The 21,735-nt window shown below is 56.3% G+C and carries 23 protein-coding genes; 10 read left to right on the top strand and 13 right to left on the bottom strand.

Features of this window, described 5'->3' with window-relative positions; genetic code table 11:
* The 3 genes from ACR0AY_RS01700 to ACR0AY_RS01690 form a co-directional block, all read right to left on the bottom strand.
* Complete coding sequence (locus ACR0AY_RS01700) at positions 1-486, bottom strand: (2Fe-2S)-binding protein (protein WP_170510205.1); 486 nt, start codon at positions 484-486, stop codon at positions 1-3.
* Positions 487-642: 156 nt separating this feature from the next.
* Complete coding sequence (locus ACR0AY_RS01695; RefSeq protein WP_170510208.1) at positions 643-1,644, bottom strand: molybdopterin-binding protein; 1,002 nt, start codon at positions 1,642-1,644, stop codon at positions 643-645.
* Positions 1,641-2,609 carry an XdhC family protein gene (locus tag ACR0AY_RS01690; protein WP_170510211.1) on the bottom strand — a complete coding sequence of 323 codons (969 nt, stop codon included), beginning with the start codon at positions 2,607-2,609 and terminating at the stop codon, positions 1,641-1,643. Before ACR0AY_RS01690 ends, ACR0AY_RS01695 begins: the two co-directional genes overlap by 4 nt.
* A 206-nt stretch (positions 2,610-2,815) precedes the next feature.
* Between ACR0AY_RS01690 and ACR0AY_RS01685 the strand changes: the two genes are divergently transcribed.
* The gene (locus ACR0AY_RS01685; RefSeq protein ID WP_170510214.1) at positions 2,816-3,316 is read left to right on the top strand and encodes a hypothetical protein; all 501 of its coding nucleotides are present in this window, start codon (positions 2,816-2,818) and stop codon (positions 3,314-3,316) included.
* 3 nt (positions 3,317-3,319) lie between these two features.
* Here ACR0AY_RS01685 and ACR0AY_RS01680 read toward each other — a convergent pair whose 3' ends face one another.
* Entirely contained in the window at positions 3,320-4,576 is a 1,257-nt protein-coding gene (locus ACR0AY_RS01680; RefSeq protein WP_170510216.1) for a vWA domain-containing protein, read from the bottom strand.
* A 34-nt stretch (positions 4,577-4,610) separates the two neighbouring features.
* Positions 4,611-5,519 carry an AAA family ATPase gene (locus ACR0AY_RS01675; protein WP_170510219.1) on the bottom strand — a complete coding sequence of 303 codons (909 nt, stop codon included), beginning with the start codon at positions 5,517-5,519 and terminating at the stop codon, positions 4,611-4,613.
* 146 nt (positions 5,520-5,665) lie between these two features.
* Between ACR0AY_RS01675 and pyrC the strand changes: the two genes are divergently transcribed.
* Positions 5,666-6,703, top strand: coding sequence for a dihydroorotase (gene pyrC / locus ACR0AY_RS01670; protein WP_170510223.1), 1,038 nt, complete (start codon positions 5,666-5,668; stop codon positions 6,701-6,703).
* Here pyrC and ACR0AY_RS01665 read toward each other — a convergent pair.
* Complete coding sequence (locus ACR0AY_RS01665) at positions 6,700-7,995, bottom strand: MmgE/PrpD family protein (protein WP_170510227.1); 1,296 nt, start codon at positions 7,993-7,995, stop codon at positions 6,700-6,702. The genes pyrC and ACR0AY_RS01665 overlap by 4 nt on opposite strands.
* A 38-nt stretch (positions 7,996-8,033) precedes the next feature.
* Positions 8,034-8,477 (bottom strand): type II toxin-antitoxin system RatA family toxin, encoded by a 444-nt coding sequence (locus ACR0AY_RS01660; RefSeq protein WP_170510230.1) that lies wholly within the window; start codon positions 8,475-8,477, stop codon positions 8,034-8,036.
* A 72-nt stretch (positions 8,478-8,549) separates the two neighbouring features.
* On the opposite strand from ACR0AY_RS01660, the gene hpt reads away from it, so the two are divergent.
* Both hpt and ACR0AY_RS01650 read left to right on the top strand, forming a co-directional pair.
* Entirely contained in the window at positions 8,550-9,098 is a 549-nt protein-coding gene (gene hpt, locus ACR0AY_RS01655) for a hypoxanthine phosphoribosyltransferase (protein WP_010439696.1), read from the top strand.
* Positions 9,098-9,271 (top strand): hypothetical protein, encoded by a 174-nt coding sequence (locus tag ACR0AY_RS01650; protein WP_170421327.1) that lies wholly within the window; start codon positions 9,098-9,100, stop codon positions 9,269-9,271. The genes hpt and ACR0AY_RS01650 overlap by 1 nt, the downstream gene beginning before the upstream one ends.
* Here the strand turns inward: ACR0AY_RS01650 and ACR0AY_RS01645 are convergent.
* Positions 9,261-10,406, bottom strand: coding sequence for an amidohydrolase (locus tag ACR0AY_RS01645; protein WP_170510233.1), 1,146 nt, complete (start codon positions 10,404-10,406; stop codon positions 9,261-9,263). The two genes, ACR0AY_RS01650 and ACR0AY_RS01645, sit on opposite strands and share 11 nt — an antisense overlap.
* Positions 10,403-11,353 (bottom strand): lipoyl synthase, encoded by a 951-nt coding sequence (lipA, locus tag ACR0AY_RS01640; protein ID WP_170405410.1) that lies wholly within the window; start codon positions 11,351-11,353, stop codon positions 10,403-10,405. Before lipA ends, ACR0AY_RS01645 begins: the two co-directional genes overlap by 4 nt.
* Positions 11,354-11,615: 262 nt before the next feature.
* Here lipA and ACR0AY_RS01635 point away from each other — a divergent pair, with 262 nt between their 5' ends.
* Positions 11,616-12,164: a peroxiredoxin gene (locus tag ACR0AY_RS01635; RefSeq protein ID WP_170393246.1), complete on the top strand. Its 549-nt coding sequence runs from the start codon at positions 11,616-11,618 to the stop codon at positions 12,162-12,164.
* Positions 12,165-12,215: 51 nt separating this feature from the next.
* Here the strand turns inward: ACR0AY_RS01635 and ACR0AY_RS01630 are convergent, their stop codons facing one another.
* Both ACR0AY_RS01630 and ACR0AY_RS01625 read right to left on the bottom strand, forming a co-directional pair.
* Positions 12,216-13,139 (bottom strand): hydrogen peroxide-inducible genes activator, encoded by a 924-nt coding sequence (locus tag ACR0AY_RS01630; RefSeq protein WP_170510237.1) that lies wholly within the window; start codon positions 13,137-13,139, stop codon positions 12,216-12,218.
* A 60-nt stretch (positions 13,140-13,199) separates the two neighbouring features.
* Positions 13,200-14,297, bottom strand: coding sequence for a DUF6456 domain-containing protein (locus ACR0AY_RS01625; RefSeq protein ID WP_170510240.1), 1,098 nt, complete (start codon positions 14,295-14,297; stop codon positions 13,200-13,202).
* A 253-nt stretch (positions 14,298-14,550) separates the two neighbouring features.
* Between ACR0AY_RS01625 and ACR0AY_RS01620 the strand changes: the two genes are divergently transcribed.
* Positions 14,551-14,838 carry a DUF6477 family protein gene (locus tag ACR0AY_RS01620; RefSeq protein WP_480453654.1) on the top strand — a complete coding sequence of 96 codons (288 nt, stop codon included), beginning with the start codon at positions 14,551-14,553 and terminating at the stop codon, positions 14,836-14,838.
* Here ACR0AY_RS01620 and ACR0AY_RS01615 read toward each other — a convergent pair whose 3' ends face one another.
* Both ACR0AY_RS01615 and ACR0AY_RS01610 read right to left on the bottom strand, forming a co-directional pair.
* The gene (locus tag ACR0AY_RS01615; protein WP_170393250.1) at positions 14,839-16,383 is read right to left on the bottom strand and encodes a trimethylamine methyltransferase family protein; all 1,545 of its coding nucleotides are present in this window, start codon (positions 16,381-16,383) and stop codon (positions 14,839-14,841) included.
* 134 nt (positions 16,384-16,517) lie between these two features.
* The gene (locus ACR0AY_RS01610; protein ID WP_170510246.1) at positions 16,518-16,958 is read right to left on the bottom strand and encodes a GNAT family N-acetyltransferase; all 441 of its coding nucleotides are present in this window, start codon (positions 16,956-16,958) and stop codon (positions 16,518-16,520) included.
* A gap of 70 nt (positions 16,959-17,028) precedes the next feature.
* Here ACR0AY_RS01610 and guaA point away from each other — a divergent pair, with 70 nt between their 5' ends.
* From guaA to ACR0AY_RS01590, 4 genes are all read left to right on the top strand, one after another.
* The gene (gene guaA, locus ACR0AY_RS01605) at positions 17,029-18,588 is read left to right on the top strand and encodes a glutamine-hydrolyzing GMP synthase (RefSeq protein WP_170510248.1); all 1,560 of its coding nucleotides are present in this window, start codon (positions 17,029-17,031) and stop codon (positions 18,586-18,588) included.
* Positions 18,589-18,645: 57 nt separating this feature from the next.
* A complete protein-coding gene (locus ACR0AY_RS01600) occupies positions 18,646-19,236 on the top strand; it encodes an acyltransferase (protein WP_170393253.1) in 591 nt (196 codons plus the stop codon).
* A 187-nt stretch (positions 19,237-19,423) separates the two neighbouring features.
* Complete coding sequence (locus tag ACR0AY_RS01595) at positions 19,424-20,311, top strand: DMT family transporter (protein ID WP_170421307.1); 888 nt, start codon at positions 19,424-19,426, stop codon at positions 20,309-20,311.
* 137 nt (positions 20,312-20,448) lie between these two features.
* Positions 20,449-21,675 carry an OmpP1/FadL family transporter gene (locus tag ACR0AY_RS01590; RefSeq protein WP_170393255.1) on the top strand — a complete coding sequence of 409 codons (1,227 nt, stop codon included), beginning with the start codon at positions 20,449-20,451 and terminating at the stop codon, positions 21,673-21,675.
* Positions 21,676-21,735 lie beyond the last annotated feature (60 nt).

Below are 21,735 nucleotides of genomic sequence, written 5' to 3'. Positions count from 1 at the left end.
TCACTCGGCGGCGATGCTGGAAACGTCTTGACCCGATGCGGCCATGATTGCCTTGACGATGTTGTGGTAGCCTGTGCACCGGCATAGGTTACCCTCAAGGTACTTGCGAATTTCGCCTTCGGTCGGGCGCGGGTTATCCTTGAGCAATGCTGCAGCGCTCATCACCATGCCCGGAGTGCAAAATCCACATTGCAGCCCGTGATGATCCTGAAAGGCCTGTTGGATCAAGTTCAGCGTGCCATCTTCGGCCGCCTGCCCCTCGATCGTGCCCACATCCGCGCCGTCTGCTTCCAGCGCCAGCATGTTGCAGGATTTGACCGCCTCACCATTCACGTGCACCACGCACGCGCCACATTGAGCCGTGTCGCAGCCAATATGTGTGCCTGTCAAATTCAGGTGGTCGCGTAGAAATCCGGACAATAGAGTCCGCCCTTCAACATCACCGCTGACGGCAACGCCGTTCACGGTCATTGAGACCTTGGTCATAAGATCCTCCCCTTTTTTTGGCTTATTTGCTAAGCCAGAGTTAAACACGGTAAATTTCGTTTGAGAACAAAAATATTTGCCTGATTTTTCCGCAGTTTCGCTGATCAGCCTTCTAACAATGATGCGTCCACCAAACAGGGCAAAATTGCCGTTGCGTCATTTACTCTTGGCAGCGCGGGGCTGTGGCCGCGTCGGGATTTCTTTTAACAGCCCACCGACACCCATCCCTGCGATGTCCGCGCCCGTCGTTTCGATTCCGCAAGCAACGCGGGACAAGACCCAATCCGCCCCGTTCAATGCTGGTGAGCGCGCGCATCCGGGCAAACCGATAATGGGGCGCCCGCCGGAAGATCCCAAAAACAACAGGTTCCCCGGATCGACCGGCATTCCAAACCGGTCGACGATACCCCCCGCTGCCCGCACAGAAGCAGGCGCCACATCATCTTTATCCGACGTGGCCGATCCGGTCAGGATCATGACGATCTCACCCCGAATGGTCGAAATCGATGCTGTTAAGTCGCCCATCCGATGCGGCACCACCTGAACATCTGACAGATTCATACCCAAAGCCTCAACCCGGCTACGAATAGCAGCGATACCTTTTTCATTAGATGGCCCGCCAGCAATGTCGGTAACGATGAGACCCGCATTTTCGTATTTGGGCACCGATAAGCGAATAGCGTCCTGCGCATGACGGGCCGCACTCTCAACGTCGGATCGAGGTACGGCATAAGAAATCACCTTGATCGTCGCGACCATACCGCCAGCCGTCATCTGCTGATATTGTGGCACCGTCGCAACCGTGATCATCGGGTTGACCTGATTGAACTTTTGCAAGGCATCGGTATCCAGCACCGCGACGCCTGGTCCATTTGCTAAAAGGTTGACCCGGCCTGTAAAGGCTTCGGTGACACGCAGATTTGCCTGTGTGGGACTTGGTGCAAGCGCTTCTGCCAGCAGCGCTGCGGCTTCGTCCTCATGGCAATCACCTTGCTCCAGTCTGGCGACTGTGACCTCGGTCAGACCGACTTGTTGCAACTCGGCTATGTGCTCGGACGAAAGCGTTATACCTTTCCTAAGCTTGCGGTTTCCCGCTTTGACGGAATGGGCTAATATCGCGCCGTCGGCGTCGGAAACGGGTACCGGACCAAACTTCACGCTCTGCCTCGCAGGACCGCCGTCATCTGCGCCAGAATCGCAACGGCTATCTCAGACGGTCCAGCCGCCCCGATATCAAGCCCAACAGGTCCGTGAATCAGTGAAATCTGGTCATCGTTGAACCCGGCCTGCTTCATCCGCTCCACGCGTTTGGCATGTGTGCGCTTAGATCCGAGTGCGCCGATGTAGAACACATCGGCCGCCAAACCGGCCTGAAGCGCGGGGTCATCAAGTTTGGGGTCGTGGGTCAGCAACACAAGCGCCGTGCGCGAGTCGAGACCAAGCTTTGACACAGCCTCATCCGGCCAATCCGTCAGGATGGTTTCTCCGGGAAAACGTGCGTCCGATGCGAAGGCCTCGCGCGGATCTATAATCGTCGGGTCATAGCCCGCGATCCGGGCCATCGGCACCAGAGCTTGGGCGATGTGCACCGCTCCCACCACTATCAACCGTAGCGGTGGGTTGTGGACAGCGACAAAGGTTTGCCCATCCTCTTCGAACCCGGACCTGTCCATACGCAAGCGTTCGGAATAGGCATTACGGCGCAACGCGCGCTGGCCCGTCTCGACATTGACTTCATAGGCCAAGGATTCGCGCCGCGCCCGTGCCGCGACCAGTTCGGCCAGCATTGGTTCGGGCAGGACCTTGCCGACCGGTTCAACCAAAACCCTGATCGTACCGCCGCAGGCCAGACCGACGGCAAACGCATCCTCGTCGCTTACACCGAACTCTAGCAGCCTTGCCTCGCCTTCCTCTATGGCTTCCAGCGCTTCGACGATCACGGCACCTTCGACGCAACCACCAGAAACCGAGCCTTCGATCCGACCATCGCCCGCAATGACCAACTGCGCGCCTACACGGCGCGGCGCGCTGCCCCAGGTCTCAACCACAGTGGCCAAAGCAGCGCCCTTCCCGGCGCGATACCATTTTAGTGCGGTTTCCGGGCTGCTATCGAATCGTTCCATTTAGACCTCCGGCCGTGCTTGGGTTCAACATAGTCAGCTTTGGAGCAATGAAAAGCGCTCAGCGGGTCGATCTTGTGGCGCTAACAAGCCGATTTTGAACTCACATTCACAAATTGTTGAATGTTGGAAGGCGTCATTCTAGCCTGCATGCGATTCCGGGGCCTATTCGGGATCGTCCCAACATATTTCATAGCGGAGACAAACAGTTGAAACGCATTCTTACACTCGGAGCAGCGATCGGCCTGTTGACTGCCAGCACCGGCTGGGCTGACACATTTCTGAAATACGGTGAGGTCGAAGGCTGGAAGGTTTTCATCGATCAGGACAAGAAATCCTGCCTTATCGAAGCGGTTGATGACGCTGCAAATGTCGTGCAGATGGGCCTGACCGAAGATCGCGGCGTTGGCTATGTTGGTGTCTTCACCAAGGCCAAAACCAACATCAAGAAAGGCGAGAAAGAGGCTGTTGCCATCCTTATAGGCGACAATATTTATGTCGGAGAAGCCACCGGTATGAAGGGGAACATCACCAAGGGCTATTCGGGCGGGTATGTTCTGTCGGACGACCCTCAGTTCGCGGATGACCTTGCCAAGAAGAAGGTGATGGTCGTGTTCCCGGAAAAAGAGTTCGCCTTCACAGTCGATCTGACCGGCACTTACAAAGCCATGGAGATGGCGCGAAAGTGCAATGAAGAACAGCTGTCTTAATATCTAGTCAGAAAGCGCGGCCATCAGCCGCGCTTTCTGACCCTGATCGTCAGGCTGAGATATCACGGCGGCCAGATCTTCCAGCGACGCAATCGAATGCCCGGCGCGGAAGCTGTCGACATGTGGAAGCATTGTCGCAACGCCCTGAGCCTTTGGCGCGAACCCATCCCAGCGCAGCAATGGGTTCAGCCAGATCAAGCGTCGCGACGACAGGTGCAAACGCTCGATTTCCTTTTCCAGCATCTCAGGATCGCCACGCTCCAACCCGTCGGTGATCAACAACACGACCGCCCCCTGCCCCATGACACGCCGCGACCAGTCGCGGTTGAACTGATGCAGGCATTCTCCGATCCGTGTTCCGCCTTCCCAGTCCTGCGCCTCGGCCCCGGCAGCGGCCAGAGCTGCATCGACATCACGTTGATGCAGATGGCGGGTGATGTTGGTCAGGCGTGTGCCAAACGTGAAGGCGTGCACTTTGGCCCAACCTGCGCCTTTGGCATTCGAAACCGCGTGTAGAAAGTGCAGAATGATCCGACTGTATTGGCTCATCGACCCGGAGATATCGCACAACGCAACCAAATTCGGCCACCGAGGTTTGGGTTGCAAGTGCGCGATATCGCGTAGTTCGCCACCCTGCCGCATCGCTGACCTAAGTGTCCGAGCGCGATCAATGCGGTGACCGAGGTGACTGGCCTGACCTCGGCGAGACTCGATGGGTTTGACCGGTAAGTTCAGGCGCGACAGCATGCGTTTGGCCCGGGCGATCTCGGATGTACTCATCTGTTCGAAATCAAGGTTGCGCAAGCGTTCTTCGGATGACGCGGTTTGGGTTGCGTCGATCTCGATCTCGCTTTCCTCTTGTTGCTCGGTTGATTCTGGCAAGTCGCGTTCGACGCCATCCAACAAGGCCTCAGCCGCCCGCTTTTCAGCCGCATCCGCTTTGCGCTCCTCCTGAACACCGCGAATGGCGGGCAGCATCATGGACATCATATGTTCTAGATACCGCGGATCGCGCCAATAGAGGCGGAAGACTTGCGCAAAAACCGTTCGATGTTCCGGCCGGTTCACGAAACAGGCATGCAGCGTCCAGTAGAAATCTCGTTTCTCGGTGAACCCCGCAGCCTGCACGGCGCGGATCGCGTCAACCACGCGCCCAGTTCCTATCGGCAGTCCGGCCTTGCGCAAAGCGCGCGCAAAATGGGTGATGTTCTGGGCCAGTTTGGGGTTGTCCGGGATATCGAGTGGGAGTTGTTCGGCCATCAAACCCTCAAAGTATTTTCGAGCATATGAAGCATCAAGCTGGTTCGAGATCGGCTTTCGCCTGATCCAGAATGCGTTTGGCCTCGGACCCCTGCAACTTTTGGATGTCGTCCTGGTATTTCAGGATGGCACCCAACGTATCGCCGATTACTTCGGGACTGAGGTTGATAACGTCCAGCGCCAGCAGGCACTTGGCCCAATCGATAGTCTCGGCCACCCCCGGTTTCTTGAACAAATCTTCAGTGCGCAAGCGCTGAACAAAGGCGACCACCTCACGGCTCAGCGCTTCTGCCGCTTCCGGCGCTCGGGCGTGCAGGATTTCGATTTCGCGCGCAAAGTCAGGGTAATCAACCCAATGATATAGGCAGCGGCGTTTCAGCGCGTCATGTACTTCGCGCGTGCGGTTCGAGGTAACGATCACAATGGGCGGTTCTGGAGCTTTGACAGTACCAAGCTCGGGGATCGTGACCTGAAAGTCACTGAGCGCCTCCAGCAAGAAAGCCTCAAAGGGTTCGTCGGTCCGGTCCAATTCGTCAATTAGCAGAACAGGTGCCCCAGTAGCATCCGGGCGCATGGCCTGCAGCAAGGGGCGCTCGATCAGATAATCATCCGAGAACAGCTCGGTCTGCAACGCGCCTCGGTCCGCCCCTCCCGACGCTTCTGCGGTTCGGATCGCCACCATCTGGGCGGGGAAATTCCACTCATACACAGCGGAAGAGGCATCAAGGCCCTCGTAGCACTGCAACCTGATCAGGCGCCGCCCCAATCCTGCGGCCAGCGCCTTGGCGATCTCAGTCTTGCCGACGCCCGCCTCGCCTTCCAGAAATAGAGGTCGACCAAGTTTCAGCGAAAGAAACACAACCGTCGCCAAAGCCCGGCCACAGACATAACCCTCAGAGCCCAAAAGCTCTTGCACGGCATCGATGGAGTTTGGCTGTGTCATGAGTTCCCCTTTTTCCTGCGCCCCAACAGGTCATGACCACAACCAGAGGTCAAGACCACCATCCGTCAGTGACTTACGGCGATCTGTCTCATCGGCAAGGGCAAGAGGGTCTTTCACCACCCAAGCGGCTATGTTAGCCGGGGGCCATGACCCAATCCCTGACGATCCGCCGCCCCGATGACTGGCATTTGCATCTGCGCGATGGCGCGATGCTGCAAGCCGTCTTGCCTGAAACCGCGCGCCATTTTGCCCGTGCCATCATCATGCCGAATCTGGTTCCGCCCGTTGTCAAAGGTGACGACGCAGCAGCTTATCGGGACCGCATCCTTGCTGCTCTGCCTGAGGATATGACGTTTGAGCCGCTGATGACGCTCTACCTGACCGAAGACACGGACCCGGCGGATGTGGCCGCCGCACATGCAAGCGGATTGGTCAAGGCGGTCAAGCTTTACCCGGCTGGGGCAACAACCAACTCGTCTTCTGGCGTTCGCGATTTCGACAAGGTACGACCGGTGCTGGAGAAGATGGCCGAGATCGGTCTGCCGCTATGTGTGCACGGCGAAGTCACGGATGCCGAGATCGATATATTCGACCGCGAGGCGGTGTTCATCGACCGCGTTCTCGATCCGATTCGCAAAGCAACACCCGGACTGCGCGTGGTGATGGAGCACATCACGACGTCAAACGGCGTGGATTACGTCAAGGCGAATGAGAAAGATCTGGGTGCGACGATTACAACGCATCACCTGATCATCAACCGCAACCACATACTGGTGGGCGGTATCAAGCCGCATTATTACTGCTTGCCGGTCGCCAAACGCGAAGAGCATCGGCTGGCACTGCTGACCGCCGCGACATCGGGTGATGCGCGTTTCTTCTTGGGCACAGACAGCGCGCCGCACACGGATGCAAACAAGGAAATGGCCTGTGGCTGCGCCGGCTGTTTCACTGCAACCAATACGATGTCACTGTTGGCCGAAATGTTCGAGCGCGCAGATGCGTTGGACAAGCTGGAGGCGTTCGCCTCACTCAGCGGCCCGGCTTTCTATCGCCTGCCAGTAAACGAAGAGACCATCACGCTGACCAAAGGCGATGAGGTCGTCTATCCGGCCAAAATCGAAAGCGGCGACGGCCCCGTGACCGTATTCGATCCGGGCTTTCCACTGCATTGGCGCGTCGCTTAATCAGTTAGCCTTTCAGCCAAATCCGCTGCGCGCCCACCGGTGCGTAGCATTGACCAGATGGCGTCTGCCTCATCCCCTCCGATCAGCTTCGCCGCTTTCTCCCTGACGCGATCTTCGCGATCCGATAGAGACATCGGAGCCAGCAGATCATGGCTGGCCTCGCGGCGCGCGCCGTCCCGGCGTAACAGGGACAGATGGGCTTGTGTCTCGGATAGACTCTCATCCGCCTCGACCGCGATCCGGTCCCTTAAGGATTGCAGTCTTGGATCAGCACAAATCTTGTCGGAATAGCTCCCTGGCAGAGCTGTATCGTAGCCCATCGCCTGCATCGCGATCACCGTACGATAGGAAAACTTCGCACCCAAACCACTGGTCGGCTGCAGTTGATTGCACACGCTCATCCAGCGGGGGTGGGTTTTGATCTTGATCTCGGCCACTTCAGGTTCTGCAATATCGAGATCTCGCGCGGCCTCAAGCGCCGCGTGCAGGCCGTGGCAGCAGGCGTGGAACTTGTGGCTGACGCTTTCGAACAGCCACTCGTCCCCCAAACCATCAAGCGAGGCAGCTATGTCGCCTGCCCCCAAATGGGTCGCCCCAAATCCAAACGGGCCTTCCAAAGCGTCGGCTCCAGGTTGAAACCCGTTGCGGATCAACTGCGCGGCCTCGACCCCATTCGAAGCCGCAAGCCCAGCGTTATAGGGTTTGCCCATGGTTCCGAACTGCGATTTTTGCCCTGAAGCGCGGGTTGCGGTCAGACCCAGCAGATCCCGCATCTGTTTGACATCAAACGCCAGAATCCGACCTGCGGCAACTGCTGCCCCAAACGCACCCGCCGTGGCGGTTTGGTGGAAACCAGCCTGATAGTGACCACGGCCCAGCCAGAGGCCGACGCGAATCGAAAGCTCCATCCCGACAAGTGCCGCTTCGAGCAGATCGACCAACGGACGATCCTCCCATGCCGTAAGCGCCAGAGCGGCTGGGAACACGGCAACCGAAGGATGACCGATATGAGCGAAATGCGTGTCGTCATAATCAAGCGCATGAGAAATGGTACCATTCACCAGCGCCGCTGCGCGTAGCGGCGCATCACCGCCTCCGAACAAACGCGACTGTGCGGCACCGCTCTCGGAAAGAACCATCTGACGTATGATGCGGGAAACCGGCTCATCTGCGCCTGCCCGCCCCACAGCAAGCCAGTCCAACGCGGATAGAGATATCACGATACGAGCCTGCGCCGTGGTCGACACAGAACCAGCAGCAAACTCGGCAAGGGCAGTTGTCAAATCGGTCATGTGGCGCAGTCTAGCGCGCGCCGCTCGGGCGTAAAGCCTCAGCCGTACAGGACGGCAGCACGTTGTTCGAATGCTCGGACGATACGGTGCATGGCTTCGTTGAAAACCACGCCAATGATTCCTTGCAGAACCGCGTTCTTGAATTCGAAATCAACGTGGAACGAGACGTTGCAGCCATCAACTGTATCCTCGAACTCCCAATCCGAGCGCATGTATTTGAACGGTCCGTCCAGATACTCGGTATCGATCCGTTTCAGCTCATCAAACAGCGTGACGCGGCTGCCGAAGCGTTCGCGGAACACCTTGAATGAAATAACCAAATCCGCTTCCATCACCTTGCCATCGCCCGCGGCATAGGTCCGACGGATGCGGGCCGCAGCGCACCAAGGCAAAAATTCAGGGTATTTCGCCACATCCGCGACCAGATCATACATCTGCTGAGCGGTGTAAGGCAGCGGGCGGGTCTCGGAATGGGTTGGCATGATATCCGGGATTAACTGGTGACAATGGCGCGTGATTTCGTATGTTGCGCGCCAAAGATCAAGGGGGCAGCGATGAGCCAGCGCGCATATGTGATAGATGAGATGATCTCGGCCAAGGCAATTGCTGCCCGGATCGAAGAGCTTTGCCGCGAAATAACGGCTGAATTCGGCGGCACCGACAAGCTGGTCGTTGTCGGCCTGCTGCGCGGCAGCTTCGTCTTTATCGCTGATCTGGTGCGCGAGCTGGACCTGCCCATCGAGGTCGATTTTCTGGAGGCATCGTCCTACGGTGACTCGATGGAAAGCAGTCGAGAAGTTCGTATTCTTAAGGACTTACGCGGCGCTATTGAAGGGCGTGATGTTTTGGTGGTCGAGGATATCGTGGATACCGGCCATACCCTGAACCACGTCTCCAAGCTGCTCCGTACCCGCAAGCCACACCGGTTGAAATCCATCGCCCTTCTGGACAAACCCAGCCGGCGCGAGGTTGATTTCCGCTCGGACTGGATCGGGTTTGAAATCCCTGATGAATTTGTCGTGGGTTATGGCATCGACTATGCGCAGCGCAATCGCAACCTGCCGTTTATCGGCAAGGTTCGATTTGTCGAAGATCAGGACTGATGAGTCTGCGCCATTTTGTTCGCATGTCGAAATGGGGGCGAAACCCGCCCTCGGAACGGCGCGTGAAACTGGTGTTTGGCGCGATCCTTATCTGCCTGATGATTGCCGGAATTGAATATATGGGTTGGTGGCCCGAATGGGCAGAAAGCCAGCCCAGAAAACTCAGGCCTTGAGCGTTTGTTCGATAGCAGCCAGAAAAATATCTGTCCCGATCGGGATCAAAGCATCCGGGAAATCATAGTCGGGGTTGTGTAGCTGCGGATGATCCCGCCCCGCGCCTAGCCAGAACATGGCGCTTTTGGCGCCTTTTCCGAACTGCCCAAAATCTTCCGAAAACCTTTGTGGGGTCGCAACCAGCTTGCAAGGAATGTCGCGGCTTTGGCAGGCCTCTGACAGGATCTGCACGGCTTCACCCGTATTTGTGCAAGCCTCAAACACATCGTCATAGGTGATTTCAACACCTAATCCCTGTGCCTGAGCACGTGTAGCCACCAGCTGTTCTGCGTCGCGGATCAGGCTTGCCATCCGGCTGTCCGAGACCGTGCGCAGGGTCACCCACAGTTCGGCCTGACCGGGTGCGATACCAAAAGTGGCCTCACCCAGCCTAGCATGGGTTACCGTTGTCTGCGCATATTCTGCATCCAGCGCCCCACCCTGCCCCAGAATGGCCAAAGCAGGCATAAGCTCTGCCAACGCACCGGCTGGCGACACTCCATACTGAGGAGCCGCCGCGTGAGAGGTTTTGCCCGTCAAAACAATTCGCATCCCACGCGAGGCGCAATTCGCCGGACCCGAGCAAAGCTCAACCCCGCCCAATTCCAAACCCGGCAAATTGTGCAAAGAAAACACATAGTCCGGAGCGATATCCGCAAACTTGGGATCAGCACGATAGGCAATCGCACCTTGACCGGTTTCTTCGGCGGGTTGAAAAATCAGAACCACCCGTCCCTTGGTCGGACGCTTGTCCCCCAATACAAAGGCAACACCAAGCACCATCGCCATATGGCCATCATGCCCGCAAAGATGCCCCTTTCCGGGATGTTGCGACGCGTATCGTGCACTTGAGATTTCCTGAATCGGCAAACCGTCCAACTCACATCGGATTCCGATGGTTGGTCCGGGCTGTCCGCTATCATAAACCGCCGCGACACCGTGGCCACCGATACCTGTCAGAACCGCATCGGGATCACACGCCTGAAGCAAGTTCGAGATACTCGTCGCGGTTCCACGTTCCTCGCCCGATATCTCAGGCACTTGATGCAGTTCATGGCGCTTTTCGGTAAGCCAGGATTGAAGTTCGGGTTTCACCTCTGGTTCAACTTCTTTTGTCGAGCTTCGCGCAAACGGGCGAAATCATCGCCCGCATGGTAAGACGACCGGGTCAAAGGAGTTGCCGAGACCATAAGGAAACCTTTGCCGAATGCAGCTTTTTCATAGGCCGCAAACTCTTCGGGTGTAACAAAGCGGTCAATGCCATGATGCTTGGGTGTTGGCTGCAGATACTGGCCGATAGTCAGAAAATCGATATCCGCCGCGCGCATGTCATCCATGACCTGACGAACTTGCTGCTCGTCCTCGCCCAGTCCGACCATTATGCCGGATTTGGTGAAAATGGACGGGTCCATCTCTTTGACCCGCTGCAGCAAGCGCAATGAGTGGAAATATCGCGCACCGGGACGCACCTGAGGATAAAGGCCCGGCACCGTTTCAAGATTGTGATTGAACACATCTGGCTTGGCCTCGACAACAATCTCAAGCACCGAGGGATCGCATTTCAGGAAATCCGGCGTCAGAATCTCGATCGTAGTCTTGGGCGAGCGGTGTCGCACCGCACGGATGGTCTGTGCAAAGTGATCGGCGCCTCCATCGAGCAGGTCATCCCGGTCCACGGATGTGATGACCACATGGTTCAAGCCCAGCTTCTGCACCGCATGCGCCACGCGACCCGGTTCAAATGCATCCAGAGTATCCGGCTTACCGGTCGCGATGTTGCAGAATGTACAACCGCGCGTGCAAATCTCGCCCATGATCATCATGGTCGCGTGACCCTGGCTCCAGCACTCACCTACATTCGGGCATCCGGCTTCTTCGCAGACGGTGACCAGATTATTGTCACGCATGATCTTGTGCGTCTCGGCATAGCCCTTGCCACCCGGCGCTTTGACACGAATCCAATTCGGTTTGCGCGGAGCCGCATTGTCAGGTCGATGTGCCTTTTCGGGGTGTCTTTGCTCGGGTATTTTCAGATCACGCACGGCTGGCTTTCCTGACTTTGGGTCAATTTTCTTTGTTCATAACATAGACCGACTCATTTGGTTACACCAGCGGCGCATAGCCGCTATGCGGCACGTCTACGCGCGTGCAGCGAAAGTGACCATGCACATCATTTTACTACTTACTTATAATGCTTTATCGCCATCAAAGATATTATGCTATTGCAGCATATATATCATTGAAGCCGAGTTAGAATCATTTTAACTCTCGCGGCAAACATATGTGAATCACAGGAGTTTGATGATGAAAACCGGTGCAAAACTACCTGACGTAACCTTCCACACCCGTGTCCGCGATGAGGCCGTCGAAGGCCCCAACCCGTTCCGTTGGGAAGACAAGACAACTGCGGATTATTTTGCAGGCAAGCGCGTTATCCTGTTCTCGCTGCCCGGCGCATTCACCCCGACATGCTCGACCTATCAATTGCCTGGTTTCGAAAAAGGCCACGGCGATTTTGCGGCCAAGGGCATCGATGCAATCTACTGCATGTCCGTCAACGACAGCTTTGTCATGAACAAATGGGCCGCCGATCAGGGTCTGGAAAACGTCAAGGTCATTCCTGATGGGTCCGGTGAGTTCACGCGTAAAATGGGTATGCTGGTCGACAAGGACAATCTGGGCTTTGGCATGCGCTCGTGGCGTTACGCAGCCATCGTCAACGATGGCGTTGTGGAGGCATGGTTCGAAGAGCCCGGCCTGATGGATAACTGCCCCGAAGACCCTTACGGAGTGTCGTCCCCGGAAAACCTAATGAAGCATCTGGACGAAGCCCGCGAACCGGCGCTGGCATAATCCTGTCATGCACTACTTTGAATGGCCCGCCATTTCGGCGGGCCTTTTTCGTTAGGTTCGAGTTTTAGCTACCACGTCTTCACCGACCTGCCGAATTACTTGCGCCAATCGATCGAACCACTCCTCCGCTCCGGTCGAGCTGCGACGCACCAGGCCAATGGTCCTCGCCGGTTGCGGCGCACCAAATCGCAACAATCGCAGACCAGGGACTGCATCCGTCTCGGCCTGCGCCGCAAGTTCAGGCATCAACGTCAGGCCAAACCCTTCGGCGACCAAACGCGACAACGTGGCAAGTGAGGACGCACCCATATTAATTTGGCCGCTGGTACGATCCTGACCGCAAACTTCTAGCGCCTGATCTGTCAGGCAGTGCCCGTCTTCCAACAGCATCAACTGCGCTGTCTTCAAGTCCACAGGCCGCAACTCTTCCGGGCTGATGGTCAATCGATTCAAGCGAGTCTGACTTCCTGCCAGCAAGAACCGATCTTCGAATAGTGGCTCTTCGTGGAAAGTTCCATTTCCCAAGGGCAGCGCCAGTACGGCGGCATCTATTTCACCCAAGCCCAACATGGATAGCAATCGCTCGGTCCGGGCCTCACGAATCTGAACCCGCAACGAGACATCCGCAGCCCGCAACCCGGCTAACACCCCCGGCAACAAATAAGGTGCAACCGTAGGAATGATCCCGATCGACAGGGACCTATGGCCACCCGAATGGTCGCGTGCAAACCGGTCCAACCGTTCGGCCGCGTTCAGGACATGTTGGACATAGTCCAAAACGTCTCGACCAAGTGGTGTCAACAGGATGTCGCGGGCCTGCCGTTCGAACAACGGCCCACCGATCGAGTCTTCCAGTGCCTTGATTTGAACCGAAAGCGCAGGCTGCGACACATGGCAGACCTGCGCGGCACGGCCAAAGTTACGCTGTTCGGCGACGGCCTGGAAATATTGCAGCTGGCGGAAGGTGAAATTCATAACCCCTGACTATCATTTGGGGTCATTTCCGCAAGGCCGGTATATGGCTGCATGAATCGTTCAGCCGATCATCCGATCCCGCTCGGTCTGGTCCTCGTAGTGGCGCTTCAGCCTTTGCAACGCGATCCGCAGCACGATCTTGCCTGATCGCGCAGACCAGCCCATCCGCTTTTCAGCCAGCTCAAGCCCTTCTAGATAACAACAACAGCGCAGCGCGACGTCGCTCAAACCCGGCCCAAGGTCAGACAGCGCGCGGGCCACACGATCCCTGGCACCAGAAGGTCCTCGCCCCACCTGGCTGTCCGAGGCAAAGTCACCGCGTCCACCGCCTGTCAGAAAGCGATCCCAATTTTGTGTGACCTGAGGTCCGATCTGGGCCAGTTCGAAATCCTCACGCAAGCGCTCGCCCGCGCTCACCAGAGTTTCATCCAGAAACGGCTTGCCATCCCGGTCGCGGCGGCGCGCCAAAGCGATCAGCGGGCTTTCCACAGTGCTGTAACGGACGCGAGGCTGTGATGGCGCCCTTGCACCCGCAGTTGCGGGTTTGAATGCGGCCTGCGCTTCCGCCATGCCAAATTCATTCTGCGTACGCGCCCGGTTTTCGGCCTCGGCAATCAAATGACTTAGTGCAGCCCTGCCCGAGGTTGAAATCCGGTAGCGCGAGATCCGACCCGGACTATCGCATGAAATCCAATCATTCAGCGCCAGAGCCTGCGCGATCCGGCAATCTACAACCGCTGTTTTAGTAGTTCCGCCTTCGCCGTTGTCCCGAACCACAACAGCTTTGTCCATATCCTCGGCCACGGCAAGCACTGCACCGGATTCACACATGCGCCTCAGTACACGCAGCGACTCGCGCTCGAATTCGTCGTCTTGGGCTTCGGGCCGTTCTGCCTCAGACGTCACGATTGCAAATGAGGAACCTGTGCGCTCCATTGGCGCAAAGTGTGACTGGGCCAGAGAATGCAGAGCTGCATCCACCAAAGGATCGTCCCTGCGCATCTCAACCCTGCGGATCTGACGCAGAATGGTCGAGGCATGGCACCCTGCGGACCGTGCGATATCCCGAATAGATCGCCCTGACTCCGTATGGTCCAGATATCGTTGCGCCCCTTCGGGAACCCATGCCGGAACAGTGAATGCCACGCTGTTTTCCATATTTCTTCGCCCTCGTCGACAAAACAAACTGACAGTTTTAGCCGTCGGATTCTTAGTTAACCAAATCTAACTAGAGTTGCTTTCGTTACTCGTTCGTTAATCACAGACGGCACAGAGCAGAATTGATTCAAAAAGATAAACAGTGGTGAAACCATAGTTCGGGGTGATCCCGCACAAGGCAACACCCGCTTAGGTTGTGTCACATTTCAGACAGCGAAATTGAAAAAGAAGGAAAGCTGCCGTGCAGGACCTGATGACCATGATCACCACACTCCGCCGCCCGCGACTACTGGCCCGTGCCGCCAAGATCGGGGCGCAGGACTATAATCGCGACCGCCACCTGCAACGGCTTCTTGGGTATGGATCAACGCCGGCCACTGGAGCAGCGTTGATCCGGTTGCTGGAATTGGAGCGTGAGATAAACGCGCAGCGCATCGAAGAAGATGCGGCCTATTCACTGGTTCGCCATCTTGATCTGCTGATTGCATTGAATGGCGAAGCGCAACTGTATCAGGCCAGTCGCGCAACGCAGTATCAGTAATCAGGTGAACGCGTCCGGCATCGATGCTTTCTTTTCGGCAACATATGCGTCGAGCGCCGCCTTTACATCAGGGTCAAGCTGCGGCTGCTGGTAGTTCGCCAACAGATGCTCAACCCGTGCCGAAGCCAGCGTACGTGTATCGCGGGCGCCTTCTTCTTCCCAGGTCTCAAACGGCTTGTAATCCAAGAGATCGGTTTTCCAGAACGCTTCCTTGAAGTTGGCTTGCGTATGGGCACAACCCAAATAGTGACCTCCGGGACCGACTTCGCGGATGGCGTCCATCGCCTGTGCATTCTCATCATAGGCCACACCTTTGGCCAATCCGTGCAAGACGCCCAACTGATCTGCATCCATGACGAATTTCTCGAAATCCGCCACCAAGCCGCCTTCGAGCCAACCGCAGGAATGCAGCATGAAATTCACACCCGACATAAGACCCATGTTCAACGAGTTCGCGGTCTCATACGCAGCTTGCGCATCCGGCAATTTTGAACCACAGAACGAACCCGCAGAGCGATATGGTAGACCCAGTCGGCGCGCCAACTGACCCGCGCCATAAGTGACGTGCGAAGCCTCTGGGGTGCCAAAGGTCGGCGCTCCTGAATTCATGTCGATCGACGATACGAACGCCCCAAAGATCGCAGGAGCACCCGGACGGATGATCTGGCTATATGCTACACCTGCCATGACCTCGGCCAGAACCTGCGTCAGCGTACCCGCGACCGAAACCGGTGCCATAGCACCACCCACGATGAACGGCGAAATAATGCAGGCCTGATTGTTTGCGGCATAAACTTCCAGAGAACCCATCATCACGTCGTCAAAGGTCATCGGCGAGTTGATGTTGGTCAAAGATGTCATCACGGTGTTGTTCTGCACGAACTCTTTGCCGAACAGGATCTCGCACATCTCGATCGAATCCTGCGCCCGGCTGGGATCAGTGACCGAACCCATGAACGGTTTGTCGGACAGAGTCATATGCGCCATCAGCATGTCCAAATGGCGCTTGTTTACCGGAATATCTGTCGGTTCGCAGACCGTACCGCCCGAATGGTGCAGCCACTTGGACATGTAGGCCAGCTTCACGAACTTGTTGAAATCGTCCATTGTCGCGTAACGACGTCCGCCTTGCGCATCGCGTACAAACGGAGGACCATAGACCGGAGCCAGAACCATATTGCGGCCGCCGATGACTACCGATTTCTCGGGATTGCGGGCGTGCTGGGTAAATTCGCTAGGGGCGGTCTTGATCAGCTCACGTGCCAGGCCGCGCGGCAGGCGGACGCGCTCACCATCCACATCTGCACCCGCGTCTTTCCAGCGCTCAAGCGCTGCCGGATTGTCTACGAAATTGACGCCAATCTCAGCCAATACGGTTTCCGCATTGGTTTCGATAATCTCCAGCGCCTCTTCGTTGAGGACCTCGAAATTGGGGATATTGCGTTCGATATATTTCGCGGTTTCGATCTTGACCGCCGTACGCTCGGCACGACGGGCGGCACCACCGCCACCCCGTGCCCTGCGCCGGGTGTTTGCCTCTGCCATTGAGTAAATCCCGTGATTGGTTGGTTTGGTAGATGTGTTACATGAACGGCAAACTTCGCCACAGGTAGTTTACGGCGCTCTAGAGGTAAAAGCGACATGAACCGCGGGCCGCTGCGACATATGTCTGTCGGTTACTACTTTGCCTTTTTCTGCATAACGACAGTGTTTCCTGACACCTCGACCTCAACCCACCCCAGATGAGTGTACATTTCGCGGGTTGCACGCATCAGCCGATGTGTCCGCAAGCGCAGGACTGAAAGCCCGGCCTCAACGGCCTTAGCTTCAGCAACTGCAAGCAGTTGCCGCGCAATACCCTTGCCCTGAGCCTCTGGCGAAACGGCGAGATTGAATATCATCATAGCCTCGGCCTGTTGATCAAATATGATGACACCAAAAAGTGTACCGTCCACTTCAGCAATGACGACCTGATGCTCTGCGATCTCTTCCTCGATACCAGACGTAACATCCGGCAGATCGGCAATGTCTCTCATCGCATCGGCATAAGCGCTTGCGATACAAACTTGTATCGACTTGGCGTCGCTTCGTTCGGCAGTTCTGAGTTTTATGGTGGTCATGTATCAGCCTCCTCGCTGAATTGACGTCATTACGCTTGCACAAGCAAGGCTTGCGACCTAATAGCCAATCATGACCCAAGACAGCCATGACCGCCTTTTGATCATCGACTTCGGCAGCCAGGTGACGCAGCTTATTGCCCGCCGCTTGCGCGAACTGAACGTCTATTGCGAAATCCACCCCTACCAGAACGTCACGATGGATTTCGTGCGAGAGATGGCGCCCAAGGCCGTCATTTTTTCGGGCGGCCCTGACAGTGTTACGCGCGAGGGTTCACCCCGCGCCCCGCAAGAGATTTTTGACTACGGCGTGCCGATCCTGGGCATCTGCTATGGTCAGCAGGTGATGATGCATCAACTGGGCGGCAAGGTTGAAAGCGGGCACGGCACCGCAGAATTTGGCCGCGCATTTGTTACTCAGAATAATCGGCTTGATATCCTCGATGGCTGGTTCGCCGAAGGTGACGAGCAGGTCTGGATGAGCCACGGCGATCATGTAAGCGAAATCGCTCCGGGTTTTGAGGTGTTCGGCATTTCACCCAACGCGCCGTATGCCATCACGGCCGACGCCTCGCGTCATTTCTATGCGGTGCAATTTCACCCCGAGGTTCATCACACACCCAAGGGTGCAAAGCTCTATGAGAATTTTGTCAAACTGGCAGGGTTCAAGGGCGATTGGACCATGGGGGCTTATCGGGACGAGATGATCCGCAAGATCCGCGAACAGGTCGGGGACAAAAAAGTCATTTGTGGCTTGTCTGGCGGTGTCGACAGCTCGGTTGCGGCGATCCTGATACATGAGGCGATTGGCGATCAGCTGACCTGCGTGTTTGTCGACCATGGGCTGCTACGCAAGAACGAAGCTGCCGAAGTCGTCGGCATGTTCCGCGACAATTACAACATCCAGTTGATCCACGCGGACGAAAGTGAACTGTTCCTGGGTGAACTTGATGGTCAATCCGATCCTGAGACCAAGCGCAAGATTATCGGCAAGCTGTTCATCGACGTGTTCCAGAAACACGCCGACACAATCGACGGCGCCGAGTTCTTGGCACAGGGCACCCTGTATCCAGATGTGATTGAATCCGTGTCGTTTTCGGGCGGTCCATCTGTGACCATCAAATCGCATCACAATGTGGGTGGCCTGCCTGAAAAGATGGGTTTGAAGCTGGTCGAGCCTCTGCGTGAACTCTTCAAGGACGAGGTCCGCGCGTTGGGCCGAGAGTTGGGCCTGCCCGACAGCTTCATCGGTCGCCACCCCTTCCCCGGCCCCGGCCTTGCCATTCGCTGCCCGGGTGAGATAACTCGCGAAAAGCTTGAGATCCTACGCGAAGCCGATGCCATATATATCGACCAGATTCGCAAACATGGTCTGTATGATGAGATTTGGCAGGCCTTTGTCGCCATTCTTCCGGTGCGCACGGTCGGTGTAATGGGGGATGGACGAACATACGATTATGCCTGCGCCCTCCGCGCGGTCACATCCGTCGATGGCATGACAGCGGACTACTATCCGTTCAGCCACGAATTCCTCGGTGAAACCGCCACGCGTATCATCAACGAAGTCAAGGGCATCAACCGATGCACTTACGACATCACCTCGAAACCTCCCGGAACGATTGAATGGGAATGATTATTCCCCCTCGGCAGTGCTGAAATGCACCGCATTTGACGGGAGAAGGACAATTCGATGAGCAACTACTCGGTACATGAAACGGCAATCGTCGATGAAGGCGCGCAGATCGGAGATGGCTGCCGAATCTGGCATTGGGTGCACATCTGCGGAGGCGCCAAGCTGGGCCGAAATGTTTCACTCGGGCAGAATGTCTTCGTTGGGAACAAGGTTATAATTGGCGACGATTGCAAAATTCAGAACAACGTTTCGATCTATGACAACATCACGCTGGAAGATGGCGTATTCTGTGGGCCGAGCATGGTGTTCACGAATGTGTACAACCCGCGTTCATTGATCGAACGAAAGGCCGAATACCGCAATACTCTGGTAAAGAAAGGGGCCACGCTGGGCGCCAATTGCACGATCGTTTGCGGTGCTACAATCGGGGAATACGCTTTTATCGGCGCAGGTGCCGTTGTTAATGCTGACGTGAAGCCATACGCACTGATGGTGGGCGTCGCTGCCAAACAGATTGGCTGGATGAGCGAGTATGGCGAGCAGTTGGATTTACCTCTCACTGGGCGTGGTGAGGTTACCTGCCCTCATACCGGTGCTCGATACGTGTTGAACGGCGATTCGGTCAGCAAAGCTCTGCCAACCACCTGAGTATCAGAGCCAGCACGCCGAACGGCTAAGAACCCCTTTTATTTGCGGGTTCGCGTCAGAATACTGGCATCATCTAAGCCCCTCACCCAAAGCGATCATAGACGGCCAGACTTACATTTAGCCTTGCTTCATCGGGTAAAACGCAATCTATTCAGCCCGTTGCACCACAGCACATGTAAGAGATCTCATGAACAGCAATAAAATGCAGATCGGTAAGGCGGCGCTGTGGATGACAGGGGCGATCGCCTCATTCACATCGATGGCCATTGCCGGCCGCGAGCTGAGCGTGACGCACGACACCTTTGAGATCATGTTCTATCGCAGCCTAGTTGGTATCTGCGTGGTGGCAATCGTCCTCTCGGCTTCACGCAAATGGCATCAGGTAACCACCAAACGTCTTGGTTTGCATGGTATTCGGAACGTGTTGCATTTCACCGGGCAGAACCTGTGGTTCTATGCAGTAACGGTGATCCCGTTGGCCCAGGTCTTTGCACTCGAATTCACTCAACCCATCTGGGTGATCCTGCTATCCCCACTGCTGCTGCACGAGAGGTTGACCGCTTTGCGTCTGACCGCAGCCCTGATCGGATTTGCCGGGATTCTCATTGTGGCCCGTCCAGGGGCCGCCACACTTAGTCCCGGCGTTATTGCTGCGGCCGCATCTGCGATTTTCTTCGCGTTAACAGCAATATCGACCAAGTCCTTAACGCGCACAGCCAGCATCGGATGCATTATGTTCTGGCTTACTTTGATGCAGGCCGGTTTGGGTCTGGTTGCATCAGGTCTGGATGGGCAAATAACACTTCCAACCTTAACGACTGCGCCGCTTCTTTTGCTTGTCGGCTTGGCAGGCCTATTGGCCCACTACTGTATTACCAATGCCCTGGCCATCGCGCCTGCGACCGTGGTCGTGCCGTTTGATTTTGCACGCCTTCCGACCATCGCGATCCTCGGGATGGTCATTTATCACGAGCCGCTGGATCACTGGACGCTTCTGGGGGCCGTGGTGATCTTTGCCGGGATTTTCCTGAACGTTTGGTCCGAGAACCGTAACAATTCAGCAACACCCGCATAGAGCTATTTTGCTGAATAACGCTCCGTCACCGGTTGACCCAATTTTAAAGTTTAAGACAGTAAAAAGCGGTAACGAGGCCGAATACGCCCAATGAGGATGCGTATAACAGGCAATTTGGACAGTGTAGGGAGGAATATATGAAACGAGTGTTGTTGCACACATGCGCGTTGTGCATTGGGGCAACCGCGGCGCAGGCCGGCGGCCTAGACCGAAGTGGGCAAGGTGTTAACATCCTGTTCGAAGAGGGATCTGTCGTGCAGTTTCGGCTTGGGTATACAAAGCCGGACGTAAGCGGATCGATGGAGGATCAAATCCCGACCAGCCCGACGTTTGGGGAAACGATTGACTCGGGCAATGTCTCGAACAGCTTTTTCACTCCGCATCTGGCATACAAGACTTCTTTGACCGAAAAGCTCGACTTCGCGCTGGTTTATGACGAGCCGTTTGGCGCGGATATCGACTATTCTTCGGATTATCCCTTGTCGCAGAATGTCTTGGCTCTGGCAGGTCTTCCCGGAGCAACAACTGACGTGCTTCGCGCAAAAGCAGATACCGATGCGATCACGGCTTTGCTTCGCTACAAATTGGATGGTGGCTTCAGTGTTATCGGTGGTCTCCGCGCCCAGCGTCTGAAAGCAAGTGTTTCAGTTCCGATCGCTGGTGCAAGCACAACACCATTCGCGTCCGGCGGATACCGCGTTGAAACCGATGCCGAGATCGATTTCGGTTACGTTGTCGGTGTTGCTTGGGAACGGCCAGATATCGCCGCACGGGTCGCTCTGACCTATAACTCGAAAATCACACATGATCTGTCGCAGACCGAAGCGAACGATGCCATCACTGGAATTGTTCCACCCGGAATACCCGTCGTGGGTCGCGTCAGCGCCGATTCATCGACCGAGGTTGTGACGCCTCAATCGGTCAATCTCGATTTCCAGACAGGTGTCGCGCCAAAAACCCTGTTGTTTGGTTCGATCCGTTGGGTTGACTGGCCGCAAACCGTGTACGCACCGCCGGTCTATACTGGTCTGACAGGTATTAACCTAGTCGACTACGAAGAGGCGACATGGACCTACTCACTGGGTCTCGGCTATCAGTTCAGCGAAGAATTCTCTGGCGCGGTAACGCTGGGTTACGAGAGCTCTCAGGGGAACTCGGTCTCGAACCTAGGCCCGACGGATGGGTTCTGGAGTATCGGCCTGGGCGGCACTTACTCTCTTGAAAAGGCCAAGATTTCCGGTGGTGTACGCTATACGGATATTGGGGATGCCACTGCCAACGGTACTGGCCCCGATAACCGTGCCACGTTCACTGGCAACAGCGCATGGAGCGTTGGTATTCAGGTGACTTACGCGCTGAACTAAAGCAGATGCAAATGTGCATATTAAGCCCCGCCAATTCGGTGGGGCTTTTTCGCATGTTCC

This window comes from Ruegeria sp. A5 (assembly GCF_056543005.1).
The sequence above is the reverse complement of the archived record's forward strand: the minus strand, read 5'-3'. Positions and strand labels throughout refer to the sequence as shown.

Coding starts and splice junctions, on each gene's coding strand:
- ACR0AY_RS01700 (WP_170510205.1), bottom strand. CDS start 486: ATGACCAAGGTCTCAATGACCGTGAACGGCGTTGCCGTCAGCGGTGAT.
- ACR0AY_RS01690 (WP_170510211.1), bottom strand. CDS start 2,609: ATGGAACGATTCGATAGCAGCCCGGAAACCGCACTAAAATGGTATCGC.
- ACR0AY_RS01680 (WP_170510216.1), bottom strand. CDS start 4,576: ATGGCCGAACAACTCCCACTCGATATCCCGGACAACCCCAAACTGGCC.
- ACR0AY_RS01675 (WP_170510219.1), bottom strand. CDS start 5,519: ATGACACAGCCAAACTCCATCGATGCCGTGCAAGAGCTTTTGGGCTCT.
- pyrC (WP_170510223.1), top strand. CDS start 5,666: ATGACCCAATCCCTGACGATCCGCCGCCCCGATGACTGGCATTTGCAT.
- ACR0AY_RS01665 (WP_170510227.1), bottom strand. CDS start 7,995: ATGACCGATTTGACAACTGCCCTTGCCGAGTTTGCTGCTGGTTCTGTG.
- ACR0AY_RS01660 (WP_170510230.1), bottom strand. CDS start 8,477: ATGCCAACCCATTCCGAGACCCGCCCGCTGCCTTACACCGCTCAGCAG.
- hpt (WP_010439696.1), top strand. CDS start 8,550: ATGAGCCAGCGCGCATATGTGATAGATGAGATGATCTCGGCCAAGGCA.
- ACR0AY_RS01650 (WP_170421327.1), top strand. CDS start 9,098: ATGAGTCTGCGCCATTTTGTTCGCATGTCGAAATGGGGGCGAAACCCG.
- ACR0AY_RS01635 (WP_170393246.1), top strand. CDS start 11,616: ATGAAAACCGGTGCAAAACTACCTGACGTAACCTTCCACACCCGTGTC.
- ACR0AY_RS01630 (WP_170510237.1), bottom strand. CDS start 13,139: ATGAATTTCACCTTCCGCCAGCTGCAATATTTCCAGGCCGTCGCCGAA.
- ACR0AY_RS01625 (WP_170510240.1), bottom strand. CDS start 14,297: ATGGAAAACAGCGTGGCATTCACTGTTCCGGCATGGGTTCCCGAAGGG.
- ACR0AY_RS01620 (WP_480453654.1), top strand. CDS start 14,551: ATGACCATGATCACCACACTCCGCCGCCCGCGACTACTGGCCCGTGCC.
- ACR0AY_RS01615 (WP_170393250.1), bottom strand. CDS start 16,383: ATGGCAGAGGCAAACACCCGGCGCAGGGCACGGGGTGGCGGTGGTGCC.
- ACR0AY_RS01610 (WP_170510246.1), bottom strand. CDS start 16,958: ATGACCACCATAAAACTCAGAACTGCCGAACGAAGCGACGCCAAGTCG.
- guaA (WP_170510248.1), top strand. CDS start 17,029: ATGACCCAAGACAGCCATGACCGCCTTTTGATCATCGACTTCGGCAGC.
- ACR0AY_RS01600 (WP_170393253.1), top strand. CDS start 18,646: ATGAGCAACTACTCGGTACATGAAACGGCAATCGTCGATGAAGGCGCG.
- ACR0AY_RS01595 (WP_170421307.1), top strand. CDS start 19,424: ATGAACAGCAATAAAATGCAGATCGGTAAGGCGGCGCTGTGGATGACA.
- ACR0AY_RS01590 (WP_170393255.1), top strand. CDS start 20,449: ATGAAACGAGTGTTGTTGCACACATGCGCGTTGTGCATTGGGGCAACC.